Source organism: Mycolicibacterium sichuanense (assembly GCF_033741125.1).
GTDB lineage: Bacteria > Actinomycetota > Actinomycetes > Mycobacteriales > Mycobacteriaceae > Mycobacterium.
On the sequence record NZ_JAWQPU010000011.1, the window covers coordinates 75,284 to 99,930 of the forward strand.

The 24,647-nt window shown below is 69.7% G+C and carries 25 protein-coding genes; 9 read left to right on the plus strand and 16 right to left on the minus strand.

The genetic code is table 11. The annotated features are described in order from the left end of the window. Positions 1-31: 31 nt before the first annotated feature. On the plus strand, positions 32-1,108 hold the full coding sequence (locus SBI80_RS25215) for a phosphotransferase family protein (RefSeq protein WP_318977590.1): 1,077 nt from the start codon (positions 32-34) through the stop codon (positions 1,106-1,108). Positions 1,109-1,115: 7 nt separating this feature from the next. Here SBI80_RS25215 and dprE2 read toward each other — a convergent pair whose 3' ends face one another. Continuing rightward, a complete protein-coding gene (dprE2, locus tag SBI80_RS25220; RefSeq protein WP_318977591.1) occupies positions 1,116-1,859 on the minus strand; it encodes a decaprenylphospho-beta-D-erythro-pentofuranosid-2-ulose 2-reductase in 744 nt (247 codons plus the stop codon). 35 nt (positions 1,860-1,894) lie between these two features. On the opposite strand from dprE2, the gene SBI80_RS25225 reads away from it, so the two are divergent. Then, positions 1,895-2,323: a F420-dependent biliverdin reductase gene (locus SBI80_RS25225; RefSeq protein ID WP_318977592.1), complete on the plus strand. Its 429-nt coding sequence runs from the start codon at positions 1,895-1,897 to the stop codon at positions 2,321-2,323. 4 nt (positions 2,324-2,327) lie between these two features. Here SBI80_RS25225 and SBI80_RS25230 read toward each other — a convergent pair whose 3' ends face one another. After that, entirely contained in the window at positions 2,328-3,458 is a 1,131-nt protein-coding gene (locus tag SBI80_RS25230; RefSeq protein ID WP_318977593.1) for a M24 family metallopeptidase, read from the minus strand. 10 nt (positions 3,459-3,468) lie between these two features. Next, the gene (locus SBI80_RS25235) at positions 3,469-3,864 is read right to left on the minus strand and encodes a VOC family protein (RefSeq protein WP_318977594.1); all 396 of its coding nucleotides are present in this window, start codon (positions 3,862-3,864) and stop codon (positions 3,469-3,471) included. Positions 3,865-3,886: 22 nt separating this feature from the next. On the opposite strand from SBI80_RS25235, the gene SBI80_RS25240 reads away from it, so the two are divergent. Continuing rightward, positions 3,887-4,846: a 5'-3' exonuclease gene (locus SBI80_RS25240; protein ID WP_318977595.1), complete on the plus strand. Its 960-nt coding sequence runs from the start codon at positions 3,887-3,889 to the stop codon at positions 4,844-4,846. Here SBI80_RS25240 and SBI80_RS25245 read toward each other — a convergent pair. Genes SBI80_RS25245 through pafA form a run of 7 tightly spaced genes read right to left on the minus strand, consistent with a single transcriptional unit; the run spans position 4,843 to position 13,110 of the window. Then, positions 4,843-5,598 carry a DUF4333 domain-containing protein gene (locus SBI80_RS25245; protein ID WP_318977596.1) on the minus strand — a complete coding sequence of 252 codons (756 nt, stop codon included), beginning with the start codon at positions 5,596-5,598 and terminating at the stop codon, positions 4,843-4,845. The two genes, SBI80_RS25240 and SBI80_RS25245, sit on opposite strands and share 4 nt — an antisense overlap. 50 nt (positions 5,599-5,648) lie before the next feature. Continuing rightward, entirely contained in the window at positions 5,649-8,432 is a 2,784-nt protein-coding gene (locus SBI80_RS25250; RefSeq protein ID WP_318977597.1) for a DEAD/DEAH box helicase, read from the minus strand. Next, a complete protein-coding gene (gene tatC, locus SBI80_RS25255) occupies positions 8,416-9,366 on the minus strand; it encodes a twin-arginine translocase subunit TatC (RefSeq protein ID WP_318977641.1) in 951 nt (316 codons plus the stop codon). The genes SBI80_RS25250 and tatC overlap by 17 nt, the downstream gene beginning before the upstream one ends. Positions 9,367-9,425: 59 nt before the next feature. Beyond that, the gene (tatA, locus tag SBI80_RS25260) at positions 9,426-9,686 is read right to left on the minus strand and encodes a Sec-independent protein translocase subunit TatA (RefSeq protein WP_318977642.1); all 261 of its coding nucleotides are present in this window, start codon (positions 9,684-9,686) and stop codon (positions 9,426-9,428) included. 30 nt (positions 9,687-9,716) lie between these two features. Continuing rightward, positions 9,717-10,700, minus strand: coding sequence for a helix-turn-helix transcriptional regulator (locus tag SBI80_RS25265; RefSeq protein WP_318977598.1), 984 nt, complete (start codon positions 10,698-10,700; stop codon positions 9,717-9,719). After that, positions 10,693-11,691 carry a helix-turn-helix transcriptional regulator gene (locus tag SBI80_RS25270; protein ID WP_318977599.1) on the minus strand — a complete coding sequence of 333 codons (999 nt, stop codon included), beginning with the start codon at positions 11,689-11,691 and terminating at the stop codon, positions 10,693-10,695. The genes SBI80_RS25265 and SBI80_RS25270 overlap by 8 nt, the downstream gene beginning before the upstream one ends. Before the next feature lie 60 nt (positions 11,692-11,751). Further along, complete coding sequence (pafA, locus tag SBI80_RS25275) at positions 11,752-13,110, minus strand: Pup--protein ligase (protein WP_318977600.1); 1,359 nt, start codon at positions 13,108-13,110, stop codon at positions 11,752-11,754. 181 nt (positions 13,111-13,291) lie between these two features. Between pafA and SBI80_RS25280 the strand changes: the two genes are divergently transcribed. Then, positions 13,292-13,519, plus strand: a complete 228-nt coding sequence (locus SBI80_RS25280) for an Rv1893 family protein (protein WP_318977601.1) — start codon at positions 13,292-13,294, stop codon at positions 13,517-13,519. Between the two features lie 49 nt (positions 13,520-13,568). On the opposite strand, the gene prcA is transcribed toward SBI80_RS25280, so the two are convergent. The 4 genes from prcA to dop all read right to left on the minus strand — a co-directional run bounded on the left by prcA (position 13,569) and on the right by dop (position 17,016). Continuing rightward, entirely contained in the window at positions 13,569-14,309 is a 741-nt protein-coding gene (gene prcA, locus SBI80_RS25285; protein WP_318977602.1) for a proteasome subunit alpha, read from the minus strand. Then, on the minus strand, positions 14,306-15,199 hold the full coding sequence (prcB, locus tag SBI80_RS25290; protein ID WP_413232811.1) for a proteasome subunit beta: 894 nt from the start codon (positions 15,197-15,199) through the stop codon (positions 14,306-14,308). The genes prcA and prcB overlap by 4 nt, the downstream gene beginning before the upstream one ends. Then, the gene (locus SBI80_RS25295) at positions 15,196-15,390 is read right to left on the minus strand and encodes a ubiquitin-like protein Pup (protein ID WP_059102157.1); all 195 of its coding nucleotides are present in this window, start codon (positions 15,388-15,390) and stop codon (positions 15,196-15,198) included. Before SBI80_RS25295 ends, prcB begins: the two co-directional genes overlap by 4 nt. 117 nt (positions 15,391-15,507) lie before the next feature. Beyond that, positions 15,508-17,016, minus strand: a complete 1,509-nt coding sequence (dop, locus tag SBI80_RS25300) for a depupylase/deamidase Dop (protein ID WP_318977603.1) — start codon at positions 17,014-17,016, stop codon at positions 15,508-15,510. A 127-nt stretch (positions 17,017-17,143) separates the two neighbouring features. On the opposite strand from dop, the gene SBI80_RS25305 reads away from it, so the two are divergent. From SBI80_RS25305 to SBI80_RS25315, 3 genes are read left to right on the plus strand one after another with little or no spacing between them, the layout of a single operon-like run. Next, positions 17,144-18,184, plus strand: coding sequence for an amidohydrolase family protein (locus tag SBI80_RS25305; protein WP_318977604.1), 1,041 nt, complete (start codon positions 17,144-17,146; stop codon positions 18,182-18,184). Beyond that, positions 18,181-19,362, plus strand: coding sequence for a hypothetical protein (locus tag SBI80_RS25310; protein WP_318977605.1), 1,182 nt, complete (start codon positions 18,181-18,183; stop codon positions 19,360-19,362). The genes SBI80_RS25305 and SBI80_RS25310 overlap by 4 nt, the downstream gene beginning before the upstream one ends. Continuing rightward, entirely contained in the window at positions 19,359-20,045 is a 687-nt protein-coding gene (locus SBI80_RS25315) for a response regulator transcription factor (RefSeq protein ID WP_318977606.1), read from the plus strand. Before SBI80_RS25310 ends, SBI80_RS25315 begins: the two co-directional genes overlap by 4 nt. Here SBI80_RS25315 and SBI80_RS25320 read toward each other — a convergent pair. Next, a complete protein-coding gene (locus SBI80_RS25320) occupies positions 20,006-21,394 on the minus strand; it encodes a sensor histidine kinase (protein WP_318977607.1) in 1,389 nt (462 codons plus the stop codon). The two genes, SBI80_RS25315 and SBI80_RS25320, sit on opposite strands and share 40 nt — an antisense overlap. A 95-nt stretch (positions 21,395-21,489) precedes the next feature. Here SBI80_RS25320 and SBI80_RS25325 point away from each other — a divergent pair, with 95 nt between their 5' ends. Next, complete coding sequence (locus SBI80_RS25325) at positions 21,490-22,101, plus strand: hypothetical protein (protein ID WP_318977608.1); 612 nt, start codon at positions 21,490-21,492, stop codon at positions 22,099-22,101. A gap of 77 nt (positions 22,102-22,178) precedes the next feature. Here SBI80_RS25325 and arc read toward each other — a convergent pair whose 3' ends face one another. Then, complete coding sequence (arc, locus tag SBI80_RS25330) at positions 22,179-23,978, minus strand: proteasome ATPase (RefSeq protein ID WP_318977609.1); 1,800 nt, start codon at positions 23,976-23,978, stop codon at positions 22,179-22,181. Positions 23,979-24,123: 145 nt separating this feature from the next. Here arc and SBI80_RS25335 point away from each other — a divergent pair, with 145 nt between their 5' ends. After that, complete coding sequence (locus SBI80_RS25335; protein ID WP_318977610.1) at positions 24,124-24,630, plus strand: MTB12 family secreted protein; 507 nt, start codon at positions 24,124-24,126, stop codon at positions 24,628-24,630. The last annotated feature ends 17 nt before the right edge of the window (positions 24,631-24,647 follow it).

The window sequence follows — 24,647 nt, forward strand, 5'->3', positions numbered from 1 at the left end:
GCCGTCGGGGGTCGCGTTAGCGTCGCGCGTCATGACCGGCCCCGCTCCCCTGGTCCCGTCGATTCCGCGCGGCCCCACCGACGTGACGCCGGAGTGGACGAGCCACGCGCTGGGAGTCGAGGTCGACGCGGTCGAGGTGACGCCCATCGGCACCGGCCAGACGGGTGCCACCTATCGCCTGGCCGTCACCTACGCCGCAGACGTCACGGGGCTGCCCGACACCTACGCCATCAAGCTCTCCTCACAGGACGACGCGGTACGCGATCGGGTGGCGCTGGGATACCGCTCCGAGCACGCCTTCTACACCGGTGTCACCGACGTGGTGCGCGTCCCGATCCCTCGGCACTACCACTGCGAGATCTCCGAGGACGGAGGCGACTTCGTCCTGCTGCTGGCCGACATGGCGCCCGCCGTCCAGGGTGACCAGATCCGCGGGTGCACGACGGCCGAGGCCGAGCTGGCCGTGCGCGCGCTGGCCGGGCTGCACGGACCGACCTGGTGCGACCCGAAGTGGCCGGCGTTCCCCGGCCTGGTGATGTCGATGATCGACGAGGACGCGATCTCGGGCTTCGGTGACGTCGCGGTGATGGCAGCCAAGATCACCCTCGATCGTCTCGGTGACCGGATGCGGGCCGAGGACCGCGAGACCGTCACCGAGGCCATGTCGATGGTCGCGCCGTGGCTGCTGGCCGACCGCCACCGCTACGCGCTGATGCACGGCGACTACCGGCTGGACAATCTGCTCTTCACCCCCGACCGCAGCGCCGTCACCGTCGTCGACTGGCAGACCCTCGGCGTGGGGCTGCCCGCCCGGGATCTGGCCTACTTCACCGGAACCAGCCTGCTCCCCGACTCCCGCGCGGCCGCCGACGAGCAACTCGTCACCGCCTACCACGCGGAGCTGTCCGGCTACGACGTCGGCGCCTACGACCGCGACACCTGCTGGCGGGACTACCGCGTCGGCATGTTGCAGGTGCCGCTGCTGTCGGTGCTCGGCTGCGCGTTCTCCATCTCCACCGAGCGCGGCGACGACATGATGCTGGTGATGCTGGCGCGCGGGTGCCGCGCGATCCGCGATCTCGGCAGCCTCGACCTGGTCGAGCGCTAGCTGCGGGTCAGCGCGGCAGCCGGCGCCACACCGGGCGCGGGACCATCCGCATCGCCAGCACCAGAGCGCCCAGCGACCGCGGTATCCAGATCTCGTCGAGGCCCTTGACCAAGGCGCGTACCACCGCGTCGGCGACCTGCGGGGGCGTGCTCGACAGCGGGGCCGGCGTCATCCCCTCGGTCATCCGGCCGATGACGAAGCCGGGACGCACCAGCAGCAGCCGCACCCCGGAACCGTGCAGGGCGTCGGCCAGTCCGCGACTGAACGCGTCCAGACCCGACTTCGCCGAGCCGTACACGTAGTTGGCGCGCCGGGGCCGCGCACCCGCCACCGACGAGAACACCACGATCGCCCCGCGACCGGCCCGCCGCATCGTGTCCGCAAGCACGGTGACGAGGCTGACCTGGGCGGTGAAGTCGGTGTGCACGATCGCGGCGGCGTGGGCGGCATCGGACTCGGCGCGCGTCTGATCACCGAGGATCCCGAACGCCACCACCGCCGTCCCGATCGGGCCGTGCTCGGCGACGATCGACGCGACCAGGGGCTGGTGCGAGGCGAGGTCGTCGGCGTCGAATTCCCGAACGTGCACGGCCACGGCGCCCGCCGCCCGCACCGCGGCCACCTCCTCGGCCAATCGGTCAGCGCCGCGCGCCGCGAGCACGACCGTGGCCCCGACGGCGAGTCGTCGTGCCACCTCGAGACCGATCTCGCTGCGGCCACCGAATATCGCCACCACACCCGTGTCCTGCATGGCTGCGATTATGTCCTGCGCTAGGTTGGAAGCCGATGGCTACTTCTGGCCGCAAGGCCACTACGCGGCTGACCAACGAGGCGCTGGCGTTCCTGACCGAACGGCATCTCGCCATGCTGACCACCCTGCGCGCGGACAATTCGCCGCACGTCGTCGCGGTCGGGTTCACCTTCGATCCCAAGACCCACGTCGCCCGAGTCATCACCACCGGCGGATCACAGAAGGCCGTCAACGCCGAGCAGCGTGGGGTCGCCGTGCTCAGCCAGGTCGACGGTGCCCGCTGGCTGTCCCTGGAGGGCAGCTCGACGGTCAACCCCGATCCCGAAGCCGTCCGCGACGCCGAACTTCGCTACGCGCAGCGGTACCGCACGCCGCGGGTCAATCCTCGCCGGGTGGTGATCGAGGTGCGCATCGAGCGCGTCCTGGGCTCCTCCGAGCTACTCGACCGCGGCTCCGAGGCCTGACCCGTCAGACCGGCACCACCAGCAGGTCATGCGGCCGGTCGTTGACCGACAGCGCGCCGTCCGCGGTGACCACCACGATGTCCTCGATGCGGGCGCCCCACGACCCAGGGAAGTAGATTCCCGGCTCCACGCTGAAGGCCATGCCCTCCTGCAGCGGCAGGTCGTTGCCGGCGACGATGTAGGGCTCCTCGTGCACCGAAAGGCCGATCCCATGGCCGGTGCGGTGGACGAACGCCTCGGCCAGACCCTCGGCGGCCAGCACGTCCCGGGCTGCGGCGTCGATCTGCTCGGCCGTCGCGCCCGGGCGCACGGCCGCCACGGCCGCCCGCTGCGCGCGCTGCAGCACCGCGTAACGCCGGGCCACGTCCGGATCGGGCGTGCCGAGGCTGTAGGTGCGGGTGGAGTCGGAGTTGTAGCCGGGCTCGTACGGGCCGCCGATGTCGACGACCACGACGTCGCCGGCCTGCAACTGGCGATCCGAGCACTCGTGATGCGGATCGGCGCCATTGGGCCCGGACCCCACGATGATGAAGGCGGCCTCCGAATGCCCTTCGGCGACAATGGCTTCGGCGATGTCGGCGGCCACGTCCGCCTCGGTGCGGCCCGGCACCAGGAACTCCGGCACGCGCGCGTGCACCCGGTCGATCGCCGCCCCGGCCTTGCGCAGCGCGTCGATCTCCGCGGCGTCCTTGACCATCCGGAGACGGCGCAGCACGTCGGTGGCCAGCACGGGTACCACGCCCAGCACGTCGGCCAACGGCAGCAGGTGCAGCGCGGGCATCGAATCGGTGACCGCAGTCGCCAGACGGCCGCCCCCCATGGCCCCGGCCACCAGCTGGTAGGGGTCCTGGCCGTCGACCCAATCCCGCACGGCCAGGCCGAGTTCCACCACCGCGGACTCCTTGAGCGCGGCGAGCTCCATGCGCGGCACCACGATCGTCGGCGCGTACTCGCCGGCGGGCAGCACCAGCGCCGTCAACCGCTCGAAGGTCTGCGCGCGCGACCCGACGAGGTAGCGCAGGTCGTATCCGGGAGTGATCACCAGGCCGGCCAGGCCGGCCTCGGCGGCGGCGGCCGTCGCGGCGCGCAACCGTCCCTCGTATACGTCGGTGCCGAATCTGCCATGGGCGTCCATGCCGACGAGGTTAATCGGCGGGCAGATAGCTGGCGACCTCGATCAGGTTGCCGTCGGGATCGCGGCAGTAGTGCGAGGTCATGGGTCCGAGCGCGCCGGTCTTGGTGACCGGACCCTCGGTGATCCGAACCCCGCAGGCGCGCAGGTGCTCTCCCACCTCGGCCGGCGGCACCAGTGCGATGAAGCAGGCGTCGACGGTGCCCGGCGCGTCGAGGACGGCGGTCACCCAGTCCGGGGCGCCGGTGGGGCGCAGGTTCAGTTTCTGGTTGCCGAAGCGCAGGGCGGTGCGGCCAGGGCCGAAGGTCTCGCGGCGCATGCCGAGCACTCGCACGTACCAGTCCGCGGTGGCCTCGACGTCACGGCAGTTGAGCACGACGTGATCGATGTGGTCGACGGAGAAGGGCATACCCCACGCTACTGTCACTTCGATGACTGCACCCGTGATGCTCCTCGACGGCGCCAGCATGTGGTTTCGCTCCTTCTTCGGCGTTCCGTCGTCCATCACCGCCCCCGACGGGCGGCCGGTGAATGCGCTGCGCGGGTTCCTCGACACGGTCGCGACGCTGATCGCCAGGGAACGCCCGGCGCGGCTGGTGGTGTGCCTGGACCTGGACTGGCGCCCGCAGTGGCGGGTCGACCTCATCCCGTCGTACAAGCTGCACCGGGTGGAGGTCGAGGGCGCTGGCGGCGCGCCCGACGTCGAGGAGGTGCCCGACGCGCTGACCCCGCAGGTGGACATGATCATGGCGATGCTCGACGCGTTCGGCATCGCGACCGCGGGCGCACCCGGTTACGAGGCCGACGACGTGCTCGGCACGCTGGCGGCCGCCGAGCGACGCGATCCCGTCGTCGTGGTCAGCGGAGACCGGGACCTGCTGCAGCTGGTCGCCGACGAGCCCGTGCCGGTCCGGGTCTTCTACATCGGCCGGGGGCTGGCCAAGGCCACGATGTTCGGGCCGGCCGAGGTCGCCGAGACCTACGCCGTCCCGCTGCACCGGGCGGGGGCAGCGTATGCCGAACTGGCGCTGCTGCGCGGCGATCCGTCCGACGGGCTGCCCGGCGTCGCCGGGGTCGGCGAGAAGACGGCGGCGACGCTACTGGCCGGCCACGGTTCACTGGAGCGCATCATGGCCGCAGCGAGCGAGCCGTCCTCGAAGATCCCTGCGGCGCAACGCAAGAAGCTTCTCGCCGCGACCGACTACGTGACGGCCGCCGAGAAGGTGGTCCGGGTGGCCACCGATGCCGACGTGACCCTGTCGACGCCGACCGACGCGCTGCCACTGCATGCGCGCGACCCACGCCGGGTGGCGGAGCTCGCCGGGGAGTTCGGCGTGACTTCGTCGATCGCGCGCCTGCAGAAGGCGCTTGACGACCTTCCCCAGAACTAGCGGGGCCGGCCGACTTCGTAGGTCCCGCTATCGTCCTGGAACGTCACGGTGACCTGGCGCTTGGTGCCGTCGATGCTGACCTCGCAGTCGAAGGTGCCGCCCTTGACGACCTTGGGATTGGCCCCGTGGTTGCAGGTGACGTCCTGGACGTTCTTGGCGCCGTAGCCGTTGGTCTGGTCGCTGAGGATCTGCTGCACGCCGGACTGCGCGGCCTTGACGTCGAGGTTGGTCGTGACGAACCAGCCCGGCTTCCAGAAGCCGAGCACGCCGACGACGATCAGGATGACCGCCGCCAGGGCGCCGACGACGCCGAGCACGACGCCCTTGGACTTCTTCGATCCGGCGTCGGTGGTGGAGTACGGGCTGAACTGTTGGTTCGGGTCATACTGTCCGGGCGGCTGACCGTAGGGCTGGTTCGGGTCGTACTGGCCGGGCTGCGGCTGGCCGTACGGCTGCTGACCGTAGGGCGGTTGTGGCGCATACGGGGATTGCTGCGGGTAGGACGAGGGGCCGTAGGCGGTGGGCTGCTGGGAGTACTGGTCAGCCTGCGGGTACTGCGGCTGGCCGTATGGCGGCTGCTGGTACTGCTGCCCGCCGTACGCCGGGGGCTGCTGGCCGTAGGCCGGAGGCTGCTGCCCCCACCCGGGTTGTTCGGGTTGCGGCTGCTCAGGAGCCTGCGGCTGCCACGCGGGATCGGAAGGCGGCTGACCCGACCATGGCTGGTTGGGGTCGGATCCCTGCGGTCCGCTCATCGTCACTCCTAGGTGAGTCTTCTCGTCGGAATCGAAATGCTGCCGACACACTACCCCGCGTCAACTGCCACGACGCCGCGCCGAATCGCATCGATCGCGCGTTTCGCGGTCACGCGCAGAGCCGGTGTCGGAGCAGCGTTGCGCACCTGGTCGAGCAGATCCAACACCTGGCGGCACCAGCGGACGAAATCGCCTGCCGACAAGGGAGATCCGCTTCCGGAGGCATCGGATGCGGCCAGCGACGTGGACAGGTCTCCCGTCGTGGCCCAACGGTAGATGGCGGCCACGAATCCGGTGTCGGGTTCACGGCTCGCGGGCAGCCGGTGGCGCTGCTCGTCGGCGCGAATCTCGGCCCAGGACCGGCGTGTTCGCGACAGCGCGCGCCGGGTGTTTGCGCTCGCGCCCTCGACGGGGGCCGAGGCGCCCGGCGTGTCACCCCTGGATTCGAACAGCACCGCGGACAGCACGGCCGCCAACTCCGCGGCATCCAGGTCGTTCCAGGCTCCGTTGCGCAGGCATTCGGCGACGAGAAGGTCACTCTCGCTGTAGATGCGGGCCAGTAGCAACCCCTCGTCGGTCACCGCGAGGTCACCGCCTTCGGCATCCTCGACGTAACCGCGCTCGGTCAGCAGCAGGACGATCCGGTCGAAGGTGCGGGCCAGGGAGTTGGTGGCGGAGGCGACCTTCTTCTGGATGTCGGCGTTGTCGCGCTCGATGCGCAGGTAGCGCTCCGCGGTGCGAACCCGCTCCTCGCGGTCGGCGAGCTGATGGGCGGGATGGGCCCGCAGCTGCTCGCGCAGGGCGGCGAGTTCGGGATCGACGTCGGGTTCTCGATCCTGGCCGCCCTGACTGCGTTTGGGCCGCCCGGTCGGGACGCGCAGTCCGGCCGCCGCGGACCGAAGTGCCGACGCGACGTCGCGGCGGACCCGCGGTTGGCGGTGCTCGACGCGCTTGGGCAGGGTCATCGATCCCACCCGGGCCGACGAGCCGGAGAAGTCCGCCGACGAGATGCGGCCCGCCCAGCGGTCTTCGGTGAGTACCAGCGGTCGGGGATCGTCACGGTCACCGGCGGGTTCGAGCACGACGGCAAGACCACCGCGGCGACCCTGCCCGATCGTGATGATGTCACCGCGGCGCAGCGCCGCCAGCGCGTCGTTGACCGCCTGCCTGCGCTGCAGCCGCGACGCCCGTGACTGTGCGCGTTCACGTTCGGAGATCGTCGCGCGCAGCCGCGCGTAGGCCAGGATCGGCGCGTCGCGGCCACCCAGTTCGGCGGCCAACTCGTCCATCATCCGTTCGCCGCGCGCCACACCCCGAACCAGTCCGACCACCGAACGGTCGGCCTGGAACTGCGCGAACGAACGCTCCAGCAGGCGGTGTGCCTGCTCCGGACCCATCTGATGCACCAGGTTGATCGTCATGTTGTAGGACGGCGCGAACGAACTGCGCAGCGGGAAGGTGCGCGTCGAGGCCAGCCCCGCGACGTCGGCGGGTTCCACGTCCGGGTGCCACAGCACGACGGCGTGGCCCTCCACGTCGATGCCGCGCCGGCCCGCCCGGCCGGTCAGTTGCGTGTACTCCCCCGGCGTCAACGGCGCGTGCTGTTCGCCGTTGTACTTCACCAACCGCTCCAGGACGACGGTCCGCGCCGGCATGTTGATGCCCAATGCCAGTGTCTCCGTGGCGAACACGGCCTTCACCAGCCCGGCGGTGAAGAGCTCTTCCACGGTGTGGCGGAACACCGGCAGCAAGCCCGCGTGGTGGGCGGCCAGCCCGCGCAGCAGCCCCTCGCGCCACTCGTAGTAACCCAGCACCGCCAAGTCGCCGTCCTCGAGGTCGGCGCAGCGCCGGTCGATCACCTCGGCGATGCGGGTGCGCTCCTCGTCGGTGGTCAGGCGCAGCGGCGACCGCAGACACTGCTTGACCGCCGCGTCGCAGCCGGCCCGGGAGAACACGAACGTGATGGCGGGCAGCAGTCCCTCGTGATCGAGGACGCCGATGACGTCGGGCCGCGACGGCGGGCGGTAGATGGTGGGCCGGCCTCGGTTACCCTGCCTGCCGCGCCCGCGCGGCTGCCAGTCCGCCAGCCGGTCGGCCTCGAGCCGGTGGCTGATGTGCCTGATCAGATCGCGATCCACCAGGGTCGGCGGAGCACCGGCGGGATCGGCCGTGCCCTCGGTGCCCTCGAAGAGGTCGAACAGCCGCTTGCCGACCATCATGTGCTGCCACAGCGGGACGGGACGGTGCTCGTCGACCACGACGGTGGTGTCCCCACGCACGGTCTGGATCCAGCCGCCGAACTCCTCGGCGTTGCTCACCGTCGCCGAGAGGCTCACCAGGCGCACGTCCTCGGACAGGTGCAGGATCACCTCCTCCCACACCGCGCCGCGCATCCGGTCGGCCAGGAAGTGCACCTCGTCCATCACGACGTGCGAAAGACCTTGCAGTGCATCGGAGTTCGCGTACAGCATGTTGCGAAGCACCTCGGTGGTCATCACGACCACGGGCGCATCGCCGTTGACGTTCTGATCACCGGTCAGCAGGCCGATGCGCGCCGCCCCGTAGCGCTGCACCAGGTCGTTGTGCTTCTGATTGCTCAGCGCCTTGATCGGCGTGGTGTAGAAGCACTTGCGGCCCGCCGCCAGGGCCAGGTGCACCGCGAACTCGCCGACGACCGTCTTGCCGGCTCCGGTCGGCGCGCACACCAGCACGCCGTGGCCGTTCTCCAGAGCCTGGCAGGCCCGGATCTGGAAGGGGTCCAGCGCAAACGGCAACTGCGCGGCGAAACCGGCCAGCTGAGCCCCCACGGGGGGATTCTCAGGTGGCTTGGTCATCGATGCCCAGCCGGGACGGAGCGGGCACGGCGCTCGGTGGCTCGACGGGTTCGGGGGTGCCCAACGGCGCGGCGACGTCGTCGGGCACGTCCTCGAGGGCCGCGCGGCGGGCCTTGCGACGGTCGTTGAGACGGGCGATCTGGATGGCGAACTCGAGCAGCAGCGTCAACGCCGAGGCGAGCGCCAGCATCGAGAAGGGATCCGAGCCGGGCGTGGCGAAGGCGGCGAACACGAAGAGCCCGAAGATCAACCCGCGGCGCCACGCCTTGAGCCGCTCGTAGGGCAGCATCCCGATCAGGTTCAGCATGATGATCAGCAGCGGGAACTCGAAGCTGATGCCGAACACCAGCAGCAGGTTGATCAGGAAGCCGAAGTACTGCTCGCCCGAGAGCGCGGTGATCTGCACGTCGCTGCCGACCGTCAGCAGGAAGCTCAACGCCTTGGACAGCACGACGTAGGCCAGCACCGCGCCGGTGACGAACAGCGCCGCACCGAAGGCGACGAACACCGACGCGAAGCGACGCTCCTTCTGATACAGCCCCGGGGTGATGAACGCCCACAGCTGCTGCAGCCAGATCGGGCAGGCCAGCACCACGCCGGCGGTCAGCGCGACCTTCAGCCGCAGCATGAACTGGTCGAACGGCGCGGTGGCGAGCAGCCGGCACTCCCCGTTGGGGGCGATGCTGGCGCGTGCCGAGGCCGGTAGCGAACAGTAGGGCTCACGCAGCCAGTCACCGAGGCTGCGGAACCCGAGGAAGCCGTGGCTGTACCAGAAGAAGCCGAAGATGGTGGTCAGCAGGATCGCGGCGACGGCGATCAGCAATCGGTTGCGAAGCTCCTGCAGATGGTCGACCAGCGACATGGTGCCGTCGGGGTTGGCCTTCGAACGACGACGCCGCGGATCGAGCTTCTTGAGAATCCCTGGGGTCTGCACGGGTTGTGTGGGCGCCACTCAGCGGCGCTGCCTCGCGGAGCGCCCCTGGGACCGATCGATCAGGCCGGTCGCTGCTCGGTGGACTGCTCGGGCGCCGACGCGGGCTGCACGCGCTCCGAGGTGATGGGCGTCGGCGACGGCGCGGGCTTGGCAGCCTCGTCGTCGGCCTTGCCGTCGGACTGCATCTCCTTGATCTCCGACTTGAAGATGCGCATCGACTTGCCCAGCGACCGCGCAGCGTCGGGGAGCTTCTTTGCGCCGAACAGCAAGACGAACACCGCGATGACGATCAACCAGTGCCACGGTTGTAGACCACCCAATTTGGACACCTCCAGATGTTGCGGACGAGTCTACCCGTCCTCGTCGTCGGAGCGGACGCCGTAGGCCTCGAGTGCCGCCACGGCCGACTGACGGACCCGCTCGGCCAGCGATGCCGGCGCCAGGACGCGGACCGATGAACCGAAGCCGAGAACGAACCGCGCCATCCAGCTCTCCGAGGCGTAGGTCATGGCCGCCTCGCAGGCGCCGTCTGGCAGCTCGTGCAGCACCCGCAGCGGGTAGTAGTCGAACGTCCACGACGCCGACCGGTCGATCAGCAGCGTGGCCGACGGTAGCGACGGGTCGGCGTCGAACAGCGACGTGTCCGGCCGAGACTGCACGGCGGGTTCCGGCGGCGCGGCACGTTCGTCGAGGACACGCGCGTCGACGATCCGGTCGAAGCGGAACAGCCGCACGGCGTCGGCGGTCCGGCACCAGGCCTCGAGGTAGGTCTGATCACCGACCAGCACCACGCGGATCGGGTCGACCACCCGGCTCGACAGGGTGTCGCGCGAGGCGGAGTAGTAGTCGATCGACAGCGCCCGACCGTCGCGAACGGCAGCGCGTACCGCCGCGGCCGCGCCGCTCTCGATCGGCGCGGGCTCGTCTATCGCGGCGGCGGCGCCCTCGCGCGCCCCGGTCGCGGTGCCGGCGGCGGACTCGATCTTGGCGATGGCGCTGCGCGCGGCCTCCGGGTCGAGGATGCCGGGCACCTCCAGCAGCGCACGCAGGGCCACCAGCACGCCGGTGGCCTCGGGCGAGGTCAGCCGCAGCGGATGGTCCATGCCCGCCGAGAACGTGACGTCGATCGTGTCGCCGGAGAACTCGAAGTCGATCAGGTCACCCGGGCCGTATCCGGGCAGACCGCACATCCACAGCTGGTCGAGGTCACGGGTGAGTTGCTCCTCGCTGACCCCGAGTTCGGCGGCGGCCTCGGACCGGGTGATGCTCGGATTGGCCTGGAAGTACGGGACCATGTTCAGCAACCGGACCAGCCGGTTCGACACGCTACTCATGCACCGCCCCCTCGGCCTGGGCCCGCAGCCGCTCGATCACGTCCTCGCGCAGCGACTCCGGTTCCAGCACCACCGCGTCGGCGCCGTGCCCGGCAATCTCGCGCGCCAGCCGGTCCTGCCTGCCGACGTCGAGGGCGAGCTCGTCGCCGGCGCGACCCGCCAGCACGCTCGGGGTGACGGTCGACGCCTGCCGCCGCAGCGCCGTGGCCCGACCGTCGGCCACCCACACCCGGGCCTGCGCGGTCGGCGGCGCCTCGGCGACCGCACGGTGCACGATGTCCCGTAGATTCACGCCGTCGGGCCGGCGCACCGCGCCCTTCGGCCCGATCGCGGTGACGTCGGGATCGATCCGCGACAACCGGAACGTGCGGGTGGCCTCGCGGGTGCGGTCGTGCCCGACCAGGTACCACCGGCCGCCGAAGGTGACGACGCCCCACGGCTCGACCGTGCGCTCGGTGTACGGGTCGCTGCGCGAGGCGCGATGCCGGAACCGGACGGCCTGCCCGGAGTCGATCGCCGCCAACAGGATTCCGAGAACGTCCTCGGATCCGCGCAGCCCGGGCAGCGCCGCGGTCGTGGTGATCGCGACCGCGGACTCGGGCACGTCGACGTCGACACCGGCCGCCCGCAGCTTCAGCAGCGCGCCCTGGGTGGCCGTCACCATCTCCGGGGACTCCCACAGTTGCGTGGCCATCGCCACGGCCGCGGCTTCGTCGGCCGTCAGCTCGACGGGTGCGAGCGCGTACGCCTCCCGGTTGATCCGATAGCCCTCGGTGGGATCCAGCGACGACACCCGCCCCGTCTCCAGCGGGATGCCGAGATCGCGCAATTCGTTCTTGTCGCGTTCGAACATGCGCGAGAAGGCCTCGTCGCTCGGGCTGTCGGAGTAGCCGGAGACGGTCTCGCGGATCCGTTCGGCGGTGATGAACGTGCGGGTGGACAGCAGCGCGATGACGAGGTTCATCAGGCGTTCGACTTTCGAGATCCCCACCCGTGAGAGCTTAGGGCCCCGCGGCCCGAGGACCGGACGCCGCCGCGCCTGGCCGGCGGCCTACATCGAGGCGATGAGCCGCTTCACCCGCTCGTCGACCGAGCGGAACGGGTCCTTGCACAGCACCGTGCGCTGGGCCTGGTCGTTGAGCTTGAGGTGCACCCAGTCGACGGTGAAGTCGCGGCCCGCGGCCTGCGCGGCGCTGATGAACTCACCGCGCAGCTTGGCCCGGGTGGTCTGCGGCGGCTCGTCGACCGCCGCCTCGATGTCCTCGTCGGTGGTGATGCGGGCGGCGAGTCCCTTGCGCTGCAGCAGGTCGAACACCCCGCGCCCACGCTTGATGTCGTGGTAGGCGAGGTCGAGCTGAGCGATCTTGGGATCGGACAGCTCCATGTCGTACCGGTTCTGGTAGCGCTCGAAGAGCTTGCGCTTGATCACCCAGTCGATCTCGGTGTCGACCTTGGCGAAGTCCTGGCTCTCGACCGCGTCGAGCTGCCGACCCCACAGATCGACGACCTGCTCGATCTGCGCGTTGGGCTCGCGGGTCTGCAGGTGCTCCACCGCGCGGCTGTAGTACTCGCGCTGAATGTCCAGCGCGCTGGCTTGGCGCCCCCCGGCCAGCCGCACCGGGCGACGGCCGGTCAGGTCGTGACTGACCTCGCGGATCGCACGGATCGGGTTGTCCAGGGAGAAGTCGCGGAACGGCACGCCGGCCTCGATCATCTCCAGGACCAGCGCGGCGGTGCCGACCTTGAGCATCGTGGTCGACTCGCACATGTTCGAGTCGCCGACGATGACGTGCAGGCGTCGGTACTTCTCGGCGTCGGCGTGCGGCTCGTCACGGGTGTTGATGATGGGCCTGCTGCGGGTGGTGGCGCTGGAGACGCCCTCCCAGATGTGCTCGGCGCGCTGGCTCAGGCAGAACGCGGCGGCCTTCGGCGTCTGCAACACCTTGCCCGCGCCGCAGATCAGCTGGCGCGTGACCAGGAACGGAAGCAGCACGTCGGAGATCCGGGAGAACTCGCCGGCTCGCACGATGAGGTAGTTCTCGTGGCAGCCGTAGGAGTTGCCCGCCGAGTCGGTGTTGTTCTTGAACAGGTAGATGTCCCCGCCGATGCCCTCGTCGGCCAGCCGCTGCTCGGCGTCGACCAGCAGATCCTCGAGCACCCGCTCCCCGGCCCGGTCATGGGTGACCAGTTGGATGAGGTTGTCGCACTCGGCGGTCGCGTACTCGGGATGGCTGCCGACGTCGAGATAGAGCCGGGCACCGTTGCGCAGGAACACGTTGGAGCTGCGGCCCCAGGACACCACGCGCCGGAACAGATAGCGGGCGACCTCGTCGGGAGACAACCGCCGGTGACCGTGAAAAGTGCACGTCACACCGAATTCGGTCTCGATACCCATGATTCGCCGCTGCACCTCACCGAGCTTACGGGTTCGCACTGCCGGGCGTAGGGACACCGGCTACCCCGGGCGGGCGCGTCGCGCAGCTTCGCCAACCGTCGGCGCGCACGGCCGGGCACTGAGGTCGGGCACTGAGGGCGGGCACTGAGGTCGGGCATTACAGTCGAACCAGGATCGTCGTGAAGAGGAGGAACTCGTGGGGTTCAACGCCAGGGACGCGGTCGAGTCGGTCAAGGACATCGCCACCAATGCCGTCGAGCGGTCGGCGGACATCGTCGAGAGCGCCGGTCACATCCTCAAGGGTGACGTCTCCGCCGGCGTCGAGGGCATCGTCGCCAGCTCGATGGACATCGCGACGCACTCGGCGACCAAGATCAAGGAGATCGTCACCGGCCGCGACGCCGACGACGAGCTCGACGACTGACGAACACGCAACTCCGCCAACCGGTTTCGCGACCCGACGACCAGCCCGACTACGCGCTCGTCGGCTCCGAACCCTCGACGGGCAGCAGCGCCTCGAGCGCCGACGCCGTGATGCGCCGGAACGCCCGCCGCGGACGGTTGGCGTCCAGGATCGCGATCTCCAGCGTCGCCGGCCCCAGCGTGCGGGTCTCGGCGCCGTTGCCGGCCTGCGCCGCGATGCCGGCCTTCAATGCGTCGACGGCGATCTTCGCCGCCTCGCTCAGGCTCGCGTTCTCGGTGAACGAGTCGTTGAGAGCGGTGATGATCGGCTCGGTGGTACCGCCCATCACGACGAAGTGCGGCTCGTCGGCGATGGACCCGTCGTAGGTGATGCGGTACAGCTCGGGCGACTTGGTCTCGCCGTAGTGCGCCACCTCGGCCACGCACAGCTCGACCTCGTACGGCTTGGCCTGCTCGGTGAAGATGGTGCCGAGGGTCTGGGCGTAGACGTTGGCCAGCTGGCGACCGGTCACGTCGCGCCGGTCGTAGGCGTAGCCGCGCGTGTCGGCGAACTGGATGCCGCCGCGGCGCAGGTTGTCGAACTCGTTGAACCGGCCGACCGCGGCGAAGCCGACCCGGTCGTACAGCTCGGAGACCTTCTGCAGCGACCGCGACGGGTTCTCGGCGACGAACAGCACGCCACCGGAGTACGCCAGCACCACGACGCTGCGACCGCGGGAGATGCCCTTGCGCGCGAGCTCGGAACGCTCACGCATCGCCTGCTCTGGCGAGATGAAGTACGGGAAGCTCATAGGTCCACCGTCCCGTCGTCGATGCCGAAGGAGTCGTCCTTGGCGCGCTTCTCGATCACCTGCCGGGCGAGCTGCGCGATGCGCTCCTCGGTGACCTCCACCGCGCCGTCGGCCTCGATGACCACGGCAGTCGGGTAGATGCCGCGGACCAGATCCGGCCCGCCGGTCGCGGAGTCGTCGTCGGCGGCGTCGTAGAGCGCTTCGATGGCCACCGCGAGCGCGGACTCGGCGTCGGTCACCCGCGAGAAGAGCTTCTTGATCGAGGACTTCGCGAAGATCGAGCCGGAGCCGACCGACTGATAGCCCTCGAGTTCGACGTTCCAGCCGCCGGCGGCGTCGAACGACACGATGCGACCGGCCCCCTGGGGATTCGGATCGTCGAGGTCGTAACCCACCAGCAGCGGCAGTGCGACGAACCCCTGCAGCGCTGCTCCGAGGTTGCCGCGCACCATGATCGACAGCCGGTTGACCTTGCCGGCGAAGGTGAGCGCGACACCCTCGACCTTCTCGTAGTGCTCGAGCTCCACCGCGTACAGCCGGGCGAATTCGACGGCGATGGCCGCGGTGCCCGCGATGCCGGTGGCGGTGTAGTCGTCGGTGACGTGGATCTTCTGCACGTCGCGCCCGGCGATCATGTTGCCCTGGGTCGAGCGGCGATCACCCGCGATAAGCACCCCGCCGGGGAACTTGATGGCCACGATGGTGGTGCCGTGCGGCAGCGCGTTGCTCACCGGGACGTCACCGACCGGACCGCCCGCGGGCAGCAGGTGGGGTGCCTGCCTGCGCAGCAGCTCGGAGAACGACGACGAGTCAGCCGGCGCGAACGGCGCGCCGGAGGCTCCGAAGTTTCGTGGGGAAGGTGATGGCCGATCGTCGAGCGGCCAGGTCACTGGCCGCCCTTTTGGACGTAGGCCCGCACGAAGTCCTCGGCGTTCTCCTCGAGGACGTCGTCGATCTCGTCGAGCAGGTCATCGGTCTCCTCGGCGAGCTTCTCGCGACGCTCCTGGCCAGCGGCAGTGCTGCCGGTGGGGTCGTCGTCATCGCCGCCGCCACCACCACGCTTGGTCTGCTCCTGAGCCATCGCTGCCTCCTGCGTCTCTTCGAAACTCGTCGATTACTCGCGCGAGCGCTCGTTCAGCGGACTCACAGGGCCCGCCGGTTCTTCCACCCTACCGGGCGGCGGCCATTATGCCGGTCGTCAGGTCGTGAGCTGTTCGACGAGTTCGGCTGCGCTGTCGACCGAGTCGAGCAACGCCCCGACGTGTGCCTTGCTGCCACGCAGCGGTTCCAGCGTGGGTATGCGCACCAGCGAATCGCCGCCGAGATCGAAGATCACCGAATCCCAGCTGGCCGCGGCGATGTCCGCACCGAACCGGCGCAGACACTCGCCGCGGAAGTACGCCCTGGTGTCGGTCGGCGGGTTGTCGACAGCGTCGAGCACCTGCTGTTCGGTGACCAGTCGCTTCATCGACCCGCGCGCCACCAGGCGGTTGTAGAGGCCCTTGTCGAGTCGCACGTCGGAGTACTGAAGGTCGACCAGGTGCAACCGCGGGGCGGACCAGCCGAGGTTCTCGCGCTGCCGGAAGCCCTCCAGCAGACGCAGTTTGGCCGGCCAGTCCAGGATCTCGGCGCACTCCATCGGGTCGCGTTCGAGCAGGTCCAGCACGTTGGCCCAGGTCTCGACGACGCGCGAGGCCGCCGGATCGGGATCGCGCGAGTCGACCAGCTTGGCCACCCGGTCCAGGTAGATGCGTTGTAGCGCAAGGGCGGTCAGCTCACGCCCGTCGGCCAGCGCGATGGTCGCGCGCAGCGACGGGTCTCGGCTCACCACGTGTACGGCGTGCACCGGGCGCGCCAGTGCAAGGTCGGAGAGGTCGAACCCGTGGGCGGGCCCCTCCTCGATCAGGTCGAGCACCAGCGACGTGGTGCCGACCTTGAGATAGGTCGACGTCTCGGCGAGGTTCGCATCGCCGATGATGACGTGTAGCCGCCGGTACTTGTCGGCGTCGGCGTGCGGCTCGTCGCGGGTGTTGATGATGCCGCGCTTGAGGGTTGTCTCCAGACCCACCTCGACCTCGATGTAGTCGGCACGCTGGGTGAGCTGGAACCCCGGCTCGTCACCGGAGGGGCCGATGCCGACCCGTCCAGAGCCGGTGACCACCTGGCGCGACACCAGGAACGGGGTGAGACCGGCGATGACGGCGGAGAACGGCGTCTGACGGCTCATCAGGTAGTTCTCGTGCGAGCCGTAGGAGGCGCCCTTGCCGTCCACGTTGTTCTTGTAGAGCTGCAGCTTCGCCGCGCCGGGGACGCTCGCGACGTGCCTTGCCGCGGCCTCCATCACCCGCTCGCCGGCCTTGTCCCAGATGACGGCGTCCAGCGGGTCGGTCACCTCGGGGGCCGAGTACTCCGGATGCGCGTGGTCGACGTAGAGACGGGCCCCGTTGGTGAGGATCATGTTCGCCGCACCGACCTCGTCGGCGTCGACGATCGGCGGCGGACCGCTGGCCCGGCTGAGGTCGAAGCCGCGCGCGTCGCGCAGCGGGGATTCGACCTCGTAGTCCCACCGCGTGCGCTTGGCGCGCTGGATGCCTGCGGCCGCGGCGTACGCCAGCACCGCCTGCGTCGACGTCAAGATCGGATTCGCGGTCGGATCGGACGGCGACGAAATGCCGTATTCGACCTCGGTACCGATGATCCGTTGCATGGGCCCAGCCTAGGGGAAGGCCCATGGCGGCGGTCACGGCCCACGGTGACCGGCGATACGTTGCGATTGCGTCGCGGCCACCGCGGGTGTGCTTGCGCCCGGCGACTTTGCTTGGTGCAGTGTGCGCATGAGTACGACCACGGTGTTGCACGACTGCACCCTCGTCGACGGCACCGGCGCCGATCCCGTGCCCGATGCCGTCGTCGTGGTCACCGACGGCCGAATCGCCTCGGCCGATCGGGCTGGGGCCGCCGACGAACCCTCCGACGCCGTGCGGGTCGACCTCCGCGGGAACACCCTGTGCCCCGGGTTCTTCGACTGCCACGTGCACTTCGGGTTGCCCGGTTCGGGCGCCCCTCCGCTGGACAAGGCGCTCAAGCCGCCGTCCTACGGTTACTTCGAGCTCCTCGAGCGGTTGCGGACCACGCTGCACGACGCGGCCCGCACCCGCACGCGGGAGCTGATCCGCGCCGGGGCCGACGTCGTCAAGATCGCCAGCAGCGGCGGCGTGGCCTCCCCCAACGACGACCCGAGCTGGCTGGGGCTGCGCCGCGAGGCCATCGCCGCGATCGTCGAGGAGGCGGCCAACTACGGCGGGCGCCCCGTCGCCGCCCACGCCATCGGCCATGCGGGCATCCGCGCCGCGGTCGAGGGCGGCGTGCGCAGCATCGAGCACGGCTACGCGCTCGACGACGAGCTGCGCCACCGGATGGTCGAGCAGGGCACCTTCCTGGTGCCGACGCTGCTGGAGACGATGCAGCCCGTGACCTCGTCGCCGGCGAGCGTCGCCAAGAGCGCCAAATGGCACGCGCTGGCCCATGATTCACTGCGCGCGTCCGTCGCCGCGGGGGTTCGCGTCGCCCTCGGCACCGATGCGGGCCTCGGCCCGGCGCACGGCACCAACCTGGCCGAGCTCGGACTGCTGGTCCAGTTCGGCGGGCTCTCCCCCATGCAGGCGATCGTGGCCGGCACGCTGACCTCGGCGCAGCTGTGCGGGCTCGACGCGACGTTGGGCTCGGTACAGCCGGGCAAGCTCGCCGACCTGGTGGTGGTGCGTGGCGATCCCCTCGCCGACATCGGCTCCCTCGGCGACCCGGAGAACGTCCTGCTCGTCGTCAAGGGTGGCGACGTCGTCGGCAACCGGGGCGGGTTCGCGTTGCGGTCATGACGACACCAGGAGAGGCCGGCGACCGCATCGCCGCCGAACGATGGTTCCTGCACCACGGCCTGCCCTCGGTGCTGACCCCGCGCGCCAGGTGGCGGCGGCTGTGGTGGCGCAGCGCCCCGGCGCTCGCCGCGCTCGCGGTGCTGTTCGGCGCGTTCCGGATCATCGCGGTGGCTGCCGGTGGCGAGGCCGTCGACATCGACGCCGATCCAACCCCCGCCGAGTGGGCGATCGTTGCCGTGCTCCTGGCGGCGGTGCCGGTGGCGCTGGTGACGGCGTGGTGGGTGTCGCGGATCGACGGGCCGCGACGGCGCGGCATCGCCATCGCGGTGTCGCAGGTGGTGTGCTTCTCGGCGGCGTTCGTCCCGGGTGGTCCGCTGGCGATCCTGGAGGACCTGCTGGCGACGGCCACCATGGTGGCGATCGTGCTGGCGCTCACCGGCGCTGGGGTGGGATCGGTACTGGGGTGGTCCGTGCGGTTGACGCTGGCGCACCTGAAGTCGGTCGGGGCGCTGTTCACCCGCGCCCTGCCCGTGCTGCTGCTGACGGTGCTGGTGTTCTTCAACGGACCGGTCTGGTCGATGGCGAGCACGATCAGCCGATCGCGGATCTGGGCGCTGATCGGCTTCATGGTCGCCCTCGCCGGCACGTTCGTCTTGACCGGCATCGTCGAACGGGTCAGGCCCGTGCTGGCCAACCCCGATGTTCGCGACCGCGACGTCACCGACCTGCGGGACACCCCGTTCACGGCGATGCCCGACCCAGGGCCGGCGAGCTACGTCGCGACTCCACTGTCCAGGAGCGAGCGGGCCAACGTGGTGTTCGTCGTCGCGGTGTCACAGTTCGTCCAGATCGCGGTGGTCGCCGCGATGACGTCGGTGATCTTCCTGGTCATGGGTCTGCTGGCTCTGACACCAAAGCTGTTGACGCGCTTGACCGTCGACGGCTCGTGGCAGGGCACCTGGCTGGGGATGACCCTGCCGGTGCCGCAGGCGCTGATCCACGTGTCGATGTTCCTCGGTGCGCTGACGTTCATGTTCGTCAGCGCCCGGTCGGTGGGTGACGGCGAGTACCGCGTCCGGTTCCTCGACCCGTTGATCGACGACCTGCGCTCGGTGCTGGTCGCCCGCAACCGCTACCGGGCCCACGTCGAACGGCTGCATCGCGGGCAGACCCCGTGAGAGTGCTCGTCGTCGAGGACGAACCGCTGCTGGCGTCGACGCTGTCGATGGGGCTGCGCGCCGAGGGCTTCACCGTCGTGGCGGTGGCCACCGGGGTGGACGGCCTGAGGCACGCCACCGAGGACGAGTTCGACGTCGTCGTCCTGGACATCATGCTGCCCGGACTCAACGGCTATGAAGTGCTGCGGCACATGCGTTCTCGCGGCATTTGGACACCGGTACTGATGCTCACGGCCAAGGACGGCGAATACGACCAGACCGACGCCTTCGACCTCGGTGCCGACGACTACCTGACCAAGCCGTTCTCGTTCATCGTGCTGGTCGCTCGGCTGCGTGCGCTGATTCGCCGTTCGGCACCGCAGGGCCCGGCCGTGCTGACGGCGGGCACGCTGACCCTCGACCCGTCGCGGCGGGAGATCCGCCGCGGCGATGCGCCGATCTCACTGACCCCCCGCGAGTACGGCTTGCTGGAGTACCTGATGCGCAAGAAGGACACCGTGGTCACCAAGGCCGAGATCCTGCAGGACGTCTGGGACCACTACGACGGCGCCGACAACGTCGTGGAGGTCTACGTCGGGTACGTGCGTCGCAAGATCGACATCCCCTTCGGCACCAAGACCATCGAGACCGTCCGCGGCGTCGGCTACCGGCTGCGGTCGACGGGACCCGCGGCGGGTAGCTGAACGGTCACCGTGGTGCCGGACGCGTCTGCCGCTGCCCCGTCGATGCTCACCCGGCCGTCGTGGGCCGCGACGATCTCCCGCACGATCGCCAGGCCCAGTCCCGTGCCCCCGGCGCTGCGCGACCGGTCCCGATCGAGGCGCACGAACCGGTCGAAGACCCGCAGCCGGTCCTGGGGCGGAATTCCCGGCCCGTCGTCACCGACCCGAACCAGCACCTGATCCGGGGTCCGCCGCACGGTGACGCTGACGCCCGACGCCGCGTGCCGCGCCGCGTTGTCGAGCAGATTGCGCAGCACCCTGGCGATCGCCTCGGGATCGCCGGTCACGCGTGCCGGCTCGAGGTCGGCCGCGACCTCGAGCGTCTGCGTGCGGCGCAACCGCTCGAGTTCGGTGGCCACCAGGTCGTCGACGTCGACGTCCTCGCGGGCCATGTCCAGCGCGCGTTCGTCGGCCCTGGCCAGCAGCAGCAAATCGTCGATCAGGGCCTTCATCCGCAGCGCCTCCGGGATCAGCGTGGTCTTCGCCAGGTCGCCGCCGAGCACCTCGGGATGGGCCACCGCCACCTCCAGCGCGGAGATGATGGTGGTCAGCGGGCTTCGTAGCTCGTGCGACGCGTCGCCAACGAACCGCCGCTGCGCGTCGTGGCCGGCCTGAAGGCGCGCCAGCATCTCGTTCATGGTGACGGCAAGGGCGGCGATCTCGTCGCGGCTATCGGGCACCGGAACCCGCTCGGCGAGATCGGAGGTAGTGATGTCGGCGACCCGGGAGCGAATCTCGTCGACCGACCGCATCGACCGTCGCACCAGCAGGTAGGTGGCCGCGGCCGATACCGCGACGACCACCGGTGCGGCCATCGCCAGTGCCGCGACGACCGTCCACACCGTGGACGCGACCGTCGCACTGCCCTCCCCGACGAGCACCGTGTAGCGGCCGTCCGGTCCGTCGACGGTCTGAGCACTGAACCGGATGCGGCCGAACGGTGACGACGTCTCGGGCATCCCGATCCGCAGGCCGCCACCGACGTCCTTCATGGCGAGCAGCGGGGTGTCCGGCGCGGACGGCGACCGTCGAACCACCGCGCCGTCCTGCGCCAGCACCTGCACCGCGACGATGCGCTGATCGGTGTGCAGCAGCGCGGGATCCAGACCCGCCGCACCCCGCTGACCCACCTGCCTGGCGATCTCACCGACCCTCGTCGCGGCCGCGGAATCGATGCCGGACAACATCGTTCGGTAGAGGAACCCTGCAAGGACGGCGCCCGCGACGGTCAGTCCGACGCAGACGACCGTGGCCGCGACGAACGCCGACCGCGCCGATACCCCCCAGTTCGCTGTCGGTCTCCTCGCCATGGCGGTTCCCAGTCCATCACACCGCCACCCGCACCCGCAGATCATGATCTTGATCGGGCTGCGCGACGGGGCACGCGGTTCTACACTGCGAACCGATGACCACCACCGAGTCGCTGTTCGGCAAGCGCTACGGCGAGGTGCTGCTGGTTCGCGTCGGCGCACACGGACCAGAGGCGACCGTCTACAACACCTTCCCCCTCAACGACTGCCCAGCCGAGGCGTGGTCGCGACTGGATGCCGAGGCGATCGCCGCGGAGAACGGCGCCGTGGCGGCGCTGCTGAACGGCCCGAGGTACTGGCTGATGAACCACATCGAGAAGGACGGCGGCACCGCGCAGGAGCGAAAGACCTTCGGCGACATCGAGATGCTGCGCCAAGCCACGGTCGCCTTGTCGTCGATGAACCCGGCGCCCTACGGCGTGAACGAGGTCGACCGCCGGGCGGTGTTCGTCTGGGACGCGGGACAGCCGGTGTTCGAGCTCGCCGACGCCGAGGGCCGGCGATGGGTGATGCAGACGTTCAGCCAGACCGTCGATCCCACCCTCGAGCTCGACGACCTCTCCGGGTTGGCCGGGCGGCTCTCGTTGCCAGCGGGGTGGAGCTACCGCACCCGGACGCTGGACGCGGAGCTGCGCATCGACACCTCGACGACGGTCGCCCACGTGCTTCAGGACGATCTGGCGAACACCTACTCGCTGTCGGCCTGACGCCCGCTCGCGAGCAGACGCCAACAGCCCCCCTCGGCGGGAAGGAGGGCCGTTCGCGTCTGCTGGTGGGGAGACCCCTACAGGTACTGCCCCAGGTTCGACTCCGTGTCGATCGCCCTGCTGGCACTCGACGACTTGCCCGTGACCAGCGTGCGGATGTAGACGATCCGCTCGCCCTTCTTGCCCGAGATCCGCGCCCAGTCATCCGGATTGGTGGTGTTGGGCAGGTCCTCGTTCTCGGCGAACTCGTCGACGATCGAGTCCAGCAGGTGCTGGATCCGCAGGCCACGCTGGCCGCTCTCCAGCACCGACTTGATCGCGTACTTCTTGGCGCGGTCGACGACGTTCTGAATCATGGCGCCGGAGTTGAAGTCCTTGAAGTACATGACTTCCTTGTCACCGTTGGCATAGGTGACCTCCAGGAACCGGTTGTCGTCGATCTCGGCGTACATCCGGTCCACGACCTTCTCGATCATCGCCTTGATCGTCTGCGAACGGTCGCCGCTGAACTCGGCCAGATCGTCGGTGTGCACCGGCAGATCGACGGTCAGGTACTTGGAGAAGATGTCCATCGCCGACTCGGCATCCGGCCGCTCGATCTTGATCTTCACGTCCAGACGGCCGGGCCGCAGGATCGCCGGATCGATCATGTCCTCGCGGTTGGAGGCACCGATGACGATGACGTTCTCCAGACCCTCGACACCGTCGATCTCGCTGAGCAGCTGCGGCACCACGGTGGTCTCCACGTCCGAGGAGACGCCGGTGCCTCGGGTGCGGAAGATCGAGTCCATCTCGTCGAAGAACACGATCACGGGAGTGCCCTCGGAGGCCTTCTCCCTGGCGCGCTGGAAGATCAGCCGGATGTGCCGCTCGGTCTCACCGACGAACTTGTTCAGCAGCTCCGGGCCCTTGATGTTGAGGAAGTACGACTTCGCCTCGCGGGCGTCCTCGCCACGCACCTCGGCCATCTTCTTGGCCAGCGAGTTGGCGACGGCCTTGGCGATCAGGGTCTTGCCGCACCCGGGCGGGCCGTAGAGCAGCACGCCCTTCGGCGGACGCAACGAGTACTCGCGGTACAAGTCCTTGTGCAGGAACGGCAGCTCAACCGCGTCCCGGATCTGCTCGATCTGGCGCGTCAGGCCGCCGATGTCGTGGTAGCTGACGTCGGGCACCTCCTCGAGCACCAGGTCCTCGACCTCGGCCTTCGGGATGCGCTCGAAGGCGTACCCGGCCTTGGTGTCGACCAGCAGCGAGTCACCCGGGCGCAGCTTGCGGGGCTTCCAGTCGTCGTCACCGTCGCCGGCGACCTCGTCGGGAAGGAACTCTGCGGCGACCAGCGGCTCGGCGAGCCAGACGATGCGTTCCTCGTCGGCGTGCCCGACGACGAGCGCGCGGTGCCCGTCGGCCAGGATCTCGCGCAGCGTGCTGATCTCGCCGACGGACTCGAAGGTCCCGGCCTCGACGACGGTCAGCGCCTCGTTCAGCCGGACCGTCTGGCCCTGCTTGAGTTCGGACAGCTCGATGTTGGGCGAGCACGTCAGCCGCATCCGGCGACCCGAGGTGAACACGTCGACGGTGTCGTCGGAGTGCGTGCCGAGCAGCACGCCGTACCCGCTCGGCGGCTGCCCGAGCCGGTCGACCTCCTCGCGGAGGGCCAGCAATTGCTGCCGCGCCTCCTTGAGGGTGTCCATCAGCTTCGCGTTGCGCGCGGCAAGGGAATCTATCCGCGCCTCGAGCTGGTGGACGTCACGGGCACTGCGCAGGCCGCTGTCAGGACCTACCGCCTGCTCGAGTTGCTCGCGCAGCGCCGCGGCTTCACGGCGAAGTGCTTCCAGTTCGGCAGCGTCGTCGCTGTACGTGGGCTCTAGTTCACTCATGTCAAGACCCTCCCCGCACCGAAAGTTGGTGCAGTAACAACTTCAACGCTACCGGCGATTCAGTCTTCGTGTGCGGTGTAGGAATTCGACACACCAGCAACACTGTTAGCCTCCAAGTTGAGTTGAGCCGATCGGAAGGACAGCCGTGATCCTGAAAACCCTCGTTACCGGCGTGGCAGCAGCAGCCGTCGTGGCCGGAGCAGCGGGTGGTGTGACGTCCATTGCATCGGGCCCTGGCTCGGGCGCGTCATGGACCCCGGCCGCCATCCAGCCCGTGGTTCTCGGCATCCCGATGCCGCAGGCGCCGGCGCCGGATCTGCAGGCCCCCCTGCTGCAGACCCTCAGCGGTCTCGCCGGCCCCGGCACGTTCTCGGGCTCCAAGGGCACCTACATCGAGGGTGGCCTCGGCCGCTTCGAGAGCATCGCCGCCGACCGCGAGTACAACAAGGCCGCCGCCCAGGGGTACTTCCCGCTGAGCTTCGTCGTCGCCGACGTCGACTCCGACGGCGCCACGGCCACTGCGAACGTGACTGCCACCGCCAACACCGGTGTCAGCAAGACCGAGCCGGTGACCTTCGTGGCCGGCCCGAGCCCGTCCGGCTGGCAGATCTCCAAGCAGTCCGCACTGGCCCTGCTCTCCTCGGCGGGCTAGTCCCGATCGCCTGAACG

Bases quoted from the DNA above. Each gene is read 5' to 3' on its own strand.
- SBI80_RS25235 (WP_318977594.1), bottom strand. From the start codon at position 3,864: ATGCCCTTCTCCGTCGACCACATCGATCACGTCGTGCTCAACTGCCGT.
- arc (WP_318977609.1), bottom strand. From the start codon at position 23,978: ATGAGTGAACTAGAGCCCACGTACAGCGACGACGCTGCCGAACTGGAA.
- SBI80_RS25320 (WP_318977607.1), bottom strand. From the start codon at position 21,394: ATGGCGAGGAGACCGACAGCGAACTGGGGGGTATCGGCGCGGTCGGCG.
- SBI80_RS25325 (WP_318977608.1), top strand. From the start codon at position 21,490: ATGACCACCACCGAGTCGCTGTTCGGCAAGCGCTACGGCGAGGTGCTG.
- prcA (WP_318977602.1), bottom strand. From the start codon at position 14,309: ATGAGCTTCCCGTACTTCATCTCGCCAGAGCAGGCGATGCGTGAGCGT.
- SBI80_RS25265 (WP_318977598.1), bottom strand. From the start codon at position 10,700: ATGAGTAGCGTGTCGAACCGGCTGGTCCGGTTGCTGAACATGGTCCCG.
- dop (WP_318977603.1), bottom strand. From the start codon at position 17,016: ATGCAACGGATCATCGGTACCGAGGTCGAATACGGCATTTCGTCGCCG.
- dprE2 (WP_318977591.1), bottom strand. From the start codon at position 1,859: ATGCAGGACACGGGTGTGGTGGCGATATTCGGTGGCCGCAGCGAGATC.
- SBI80_RS25250 (WP_318977597.1), bottom strand. From the start codon at position 8,432: ATGACCAAGCCACCTGAGAATCCCCCCGTGGGGGCTCAGCTGGCCGGT.
- SBI80_RS25225 (WP_318977592.1), top strand. From the start codon at position 1,895: ATGGCTACTTCTGGCCGCAAGGCCACTACGCGGCTGACCAACGAGGCG.
- SBI80_RS25215 (WP_318977590.1), top strand. From the start codon at position 32: ATGACCGGCCCCGCTCCCCTGGTCCCGTCGATTCCGCGCGGCCCCACC.
- SBI80_RS25230 (WP_318977593.1), bottom strand. From the start codon at position 3,458: ATGGACGCCCATGGCAGATTCGGCACCGACGTATACGAGGGACGGTTG.
- SBI80_RS25295 (WP_059102157.1), bottom strand. From the start codon at position 15,390: ATGGCTCAGGAGCAGACCAAGCGTGGTGGTGGCGGCGGCGATGACGAC.
- SBI80_RS25310 (WP_318977605.1), top strand. From the start codon at position 18,181: ATGACGACACCAGGAGAGGCCGGCGACCGCATCGCCGCCGAACGATGG.
- SBI80_RS25245 (WP_318977596.1), bottom strand. From the start codon at position 5,598: ATGAGCGGACCGCAGGGATCCGACCCCAACCAGCCATGGTCGGGTCAG.
- SBI80_RS25305 (WP_318977604.1), top strand. From the start codon at position 17,144: ATGAGTACGACCACGGTGTTGCACGACTGCACCCTCGTCGACGGCACC.
- SBI80_RS25240 (WP_318977595.1), top strand. From the start codon at position 3,887: ATGACTGCACCCGTGATGCTCCTCGACGGCGCCAGCATGTGGTTTCGC.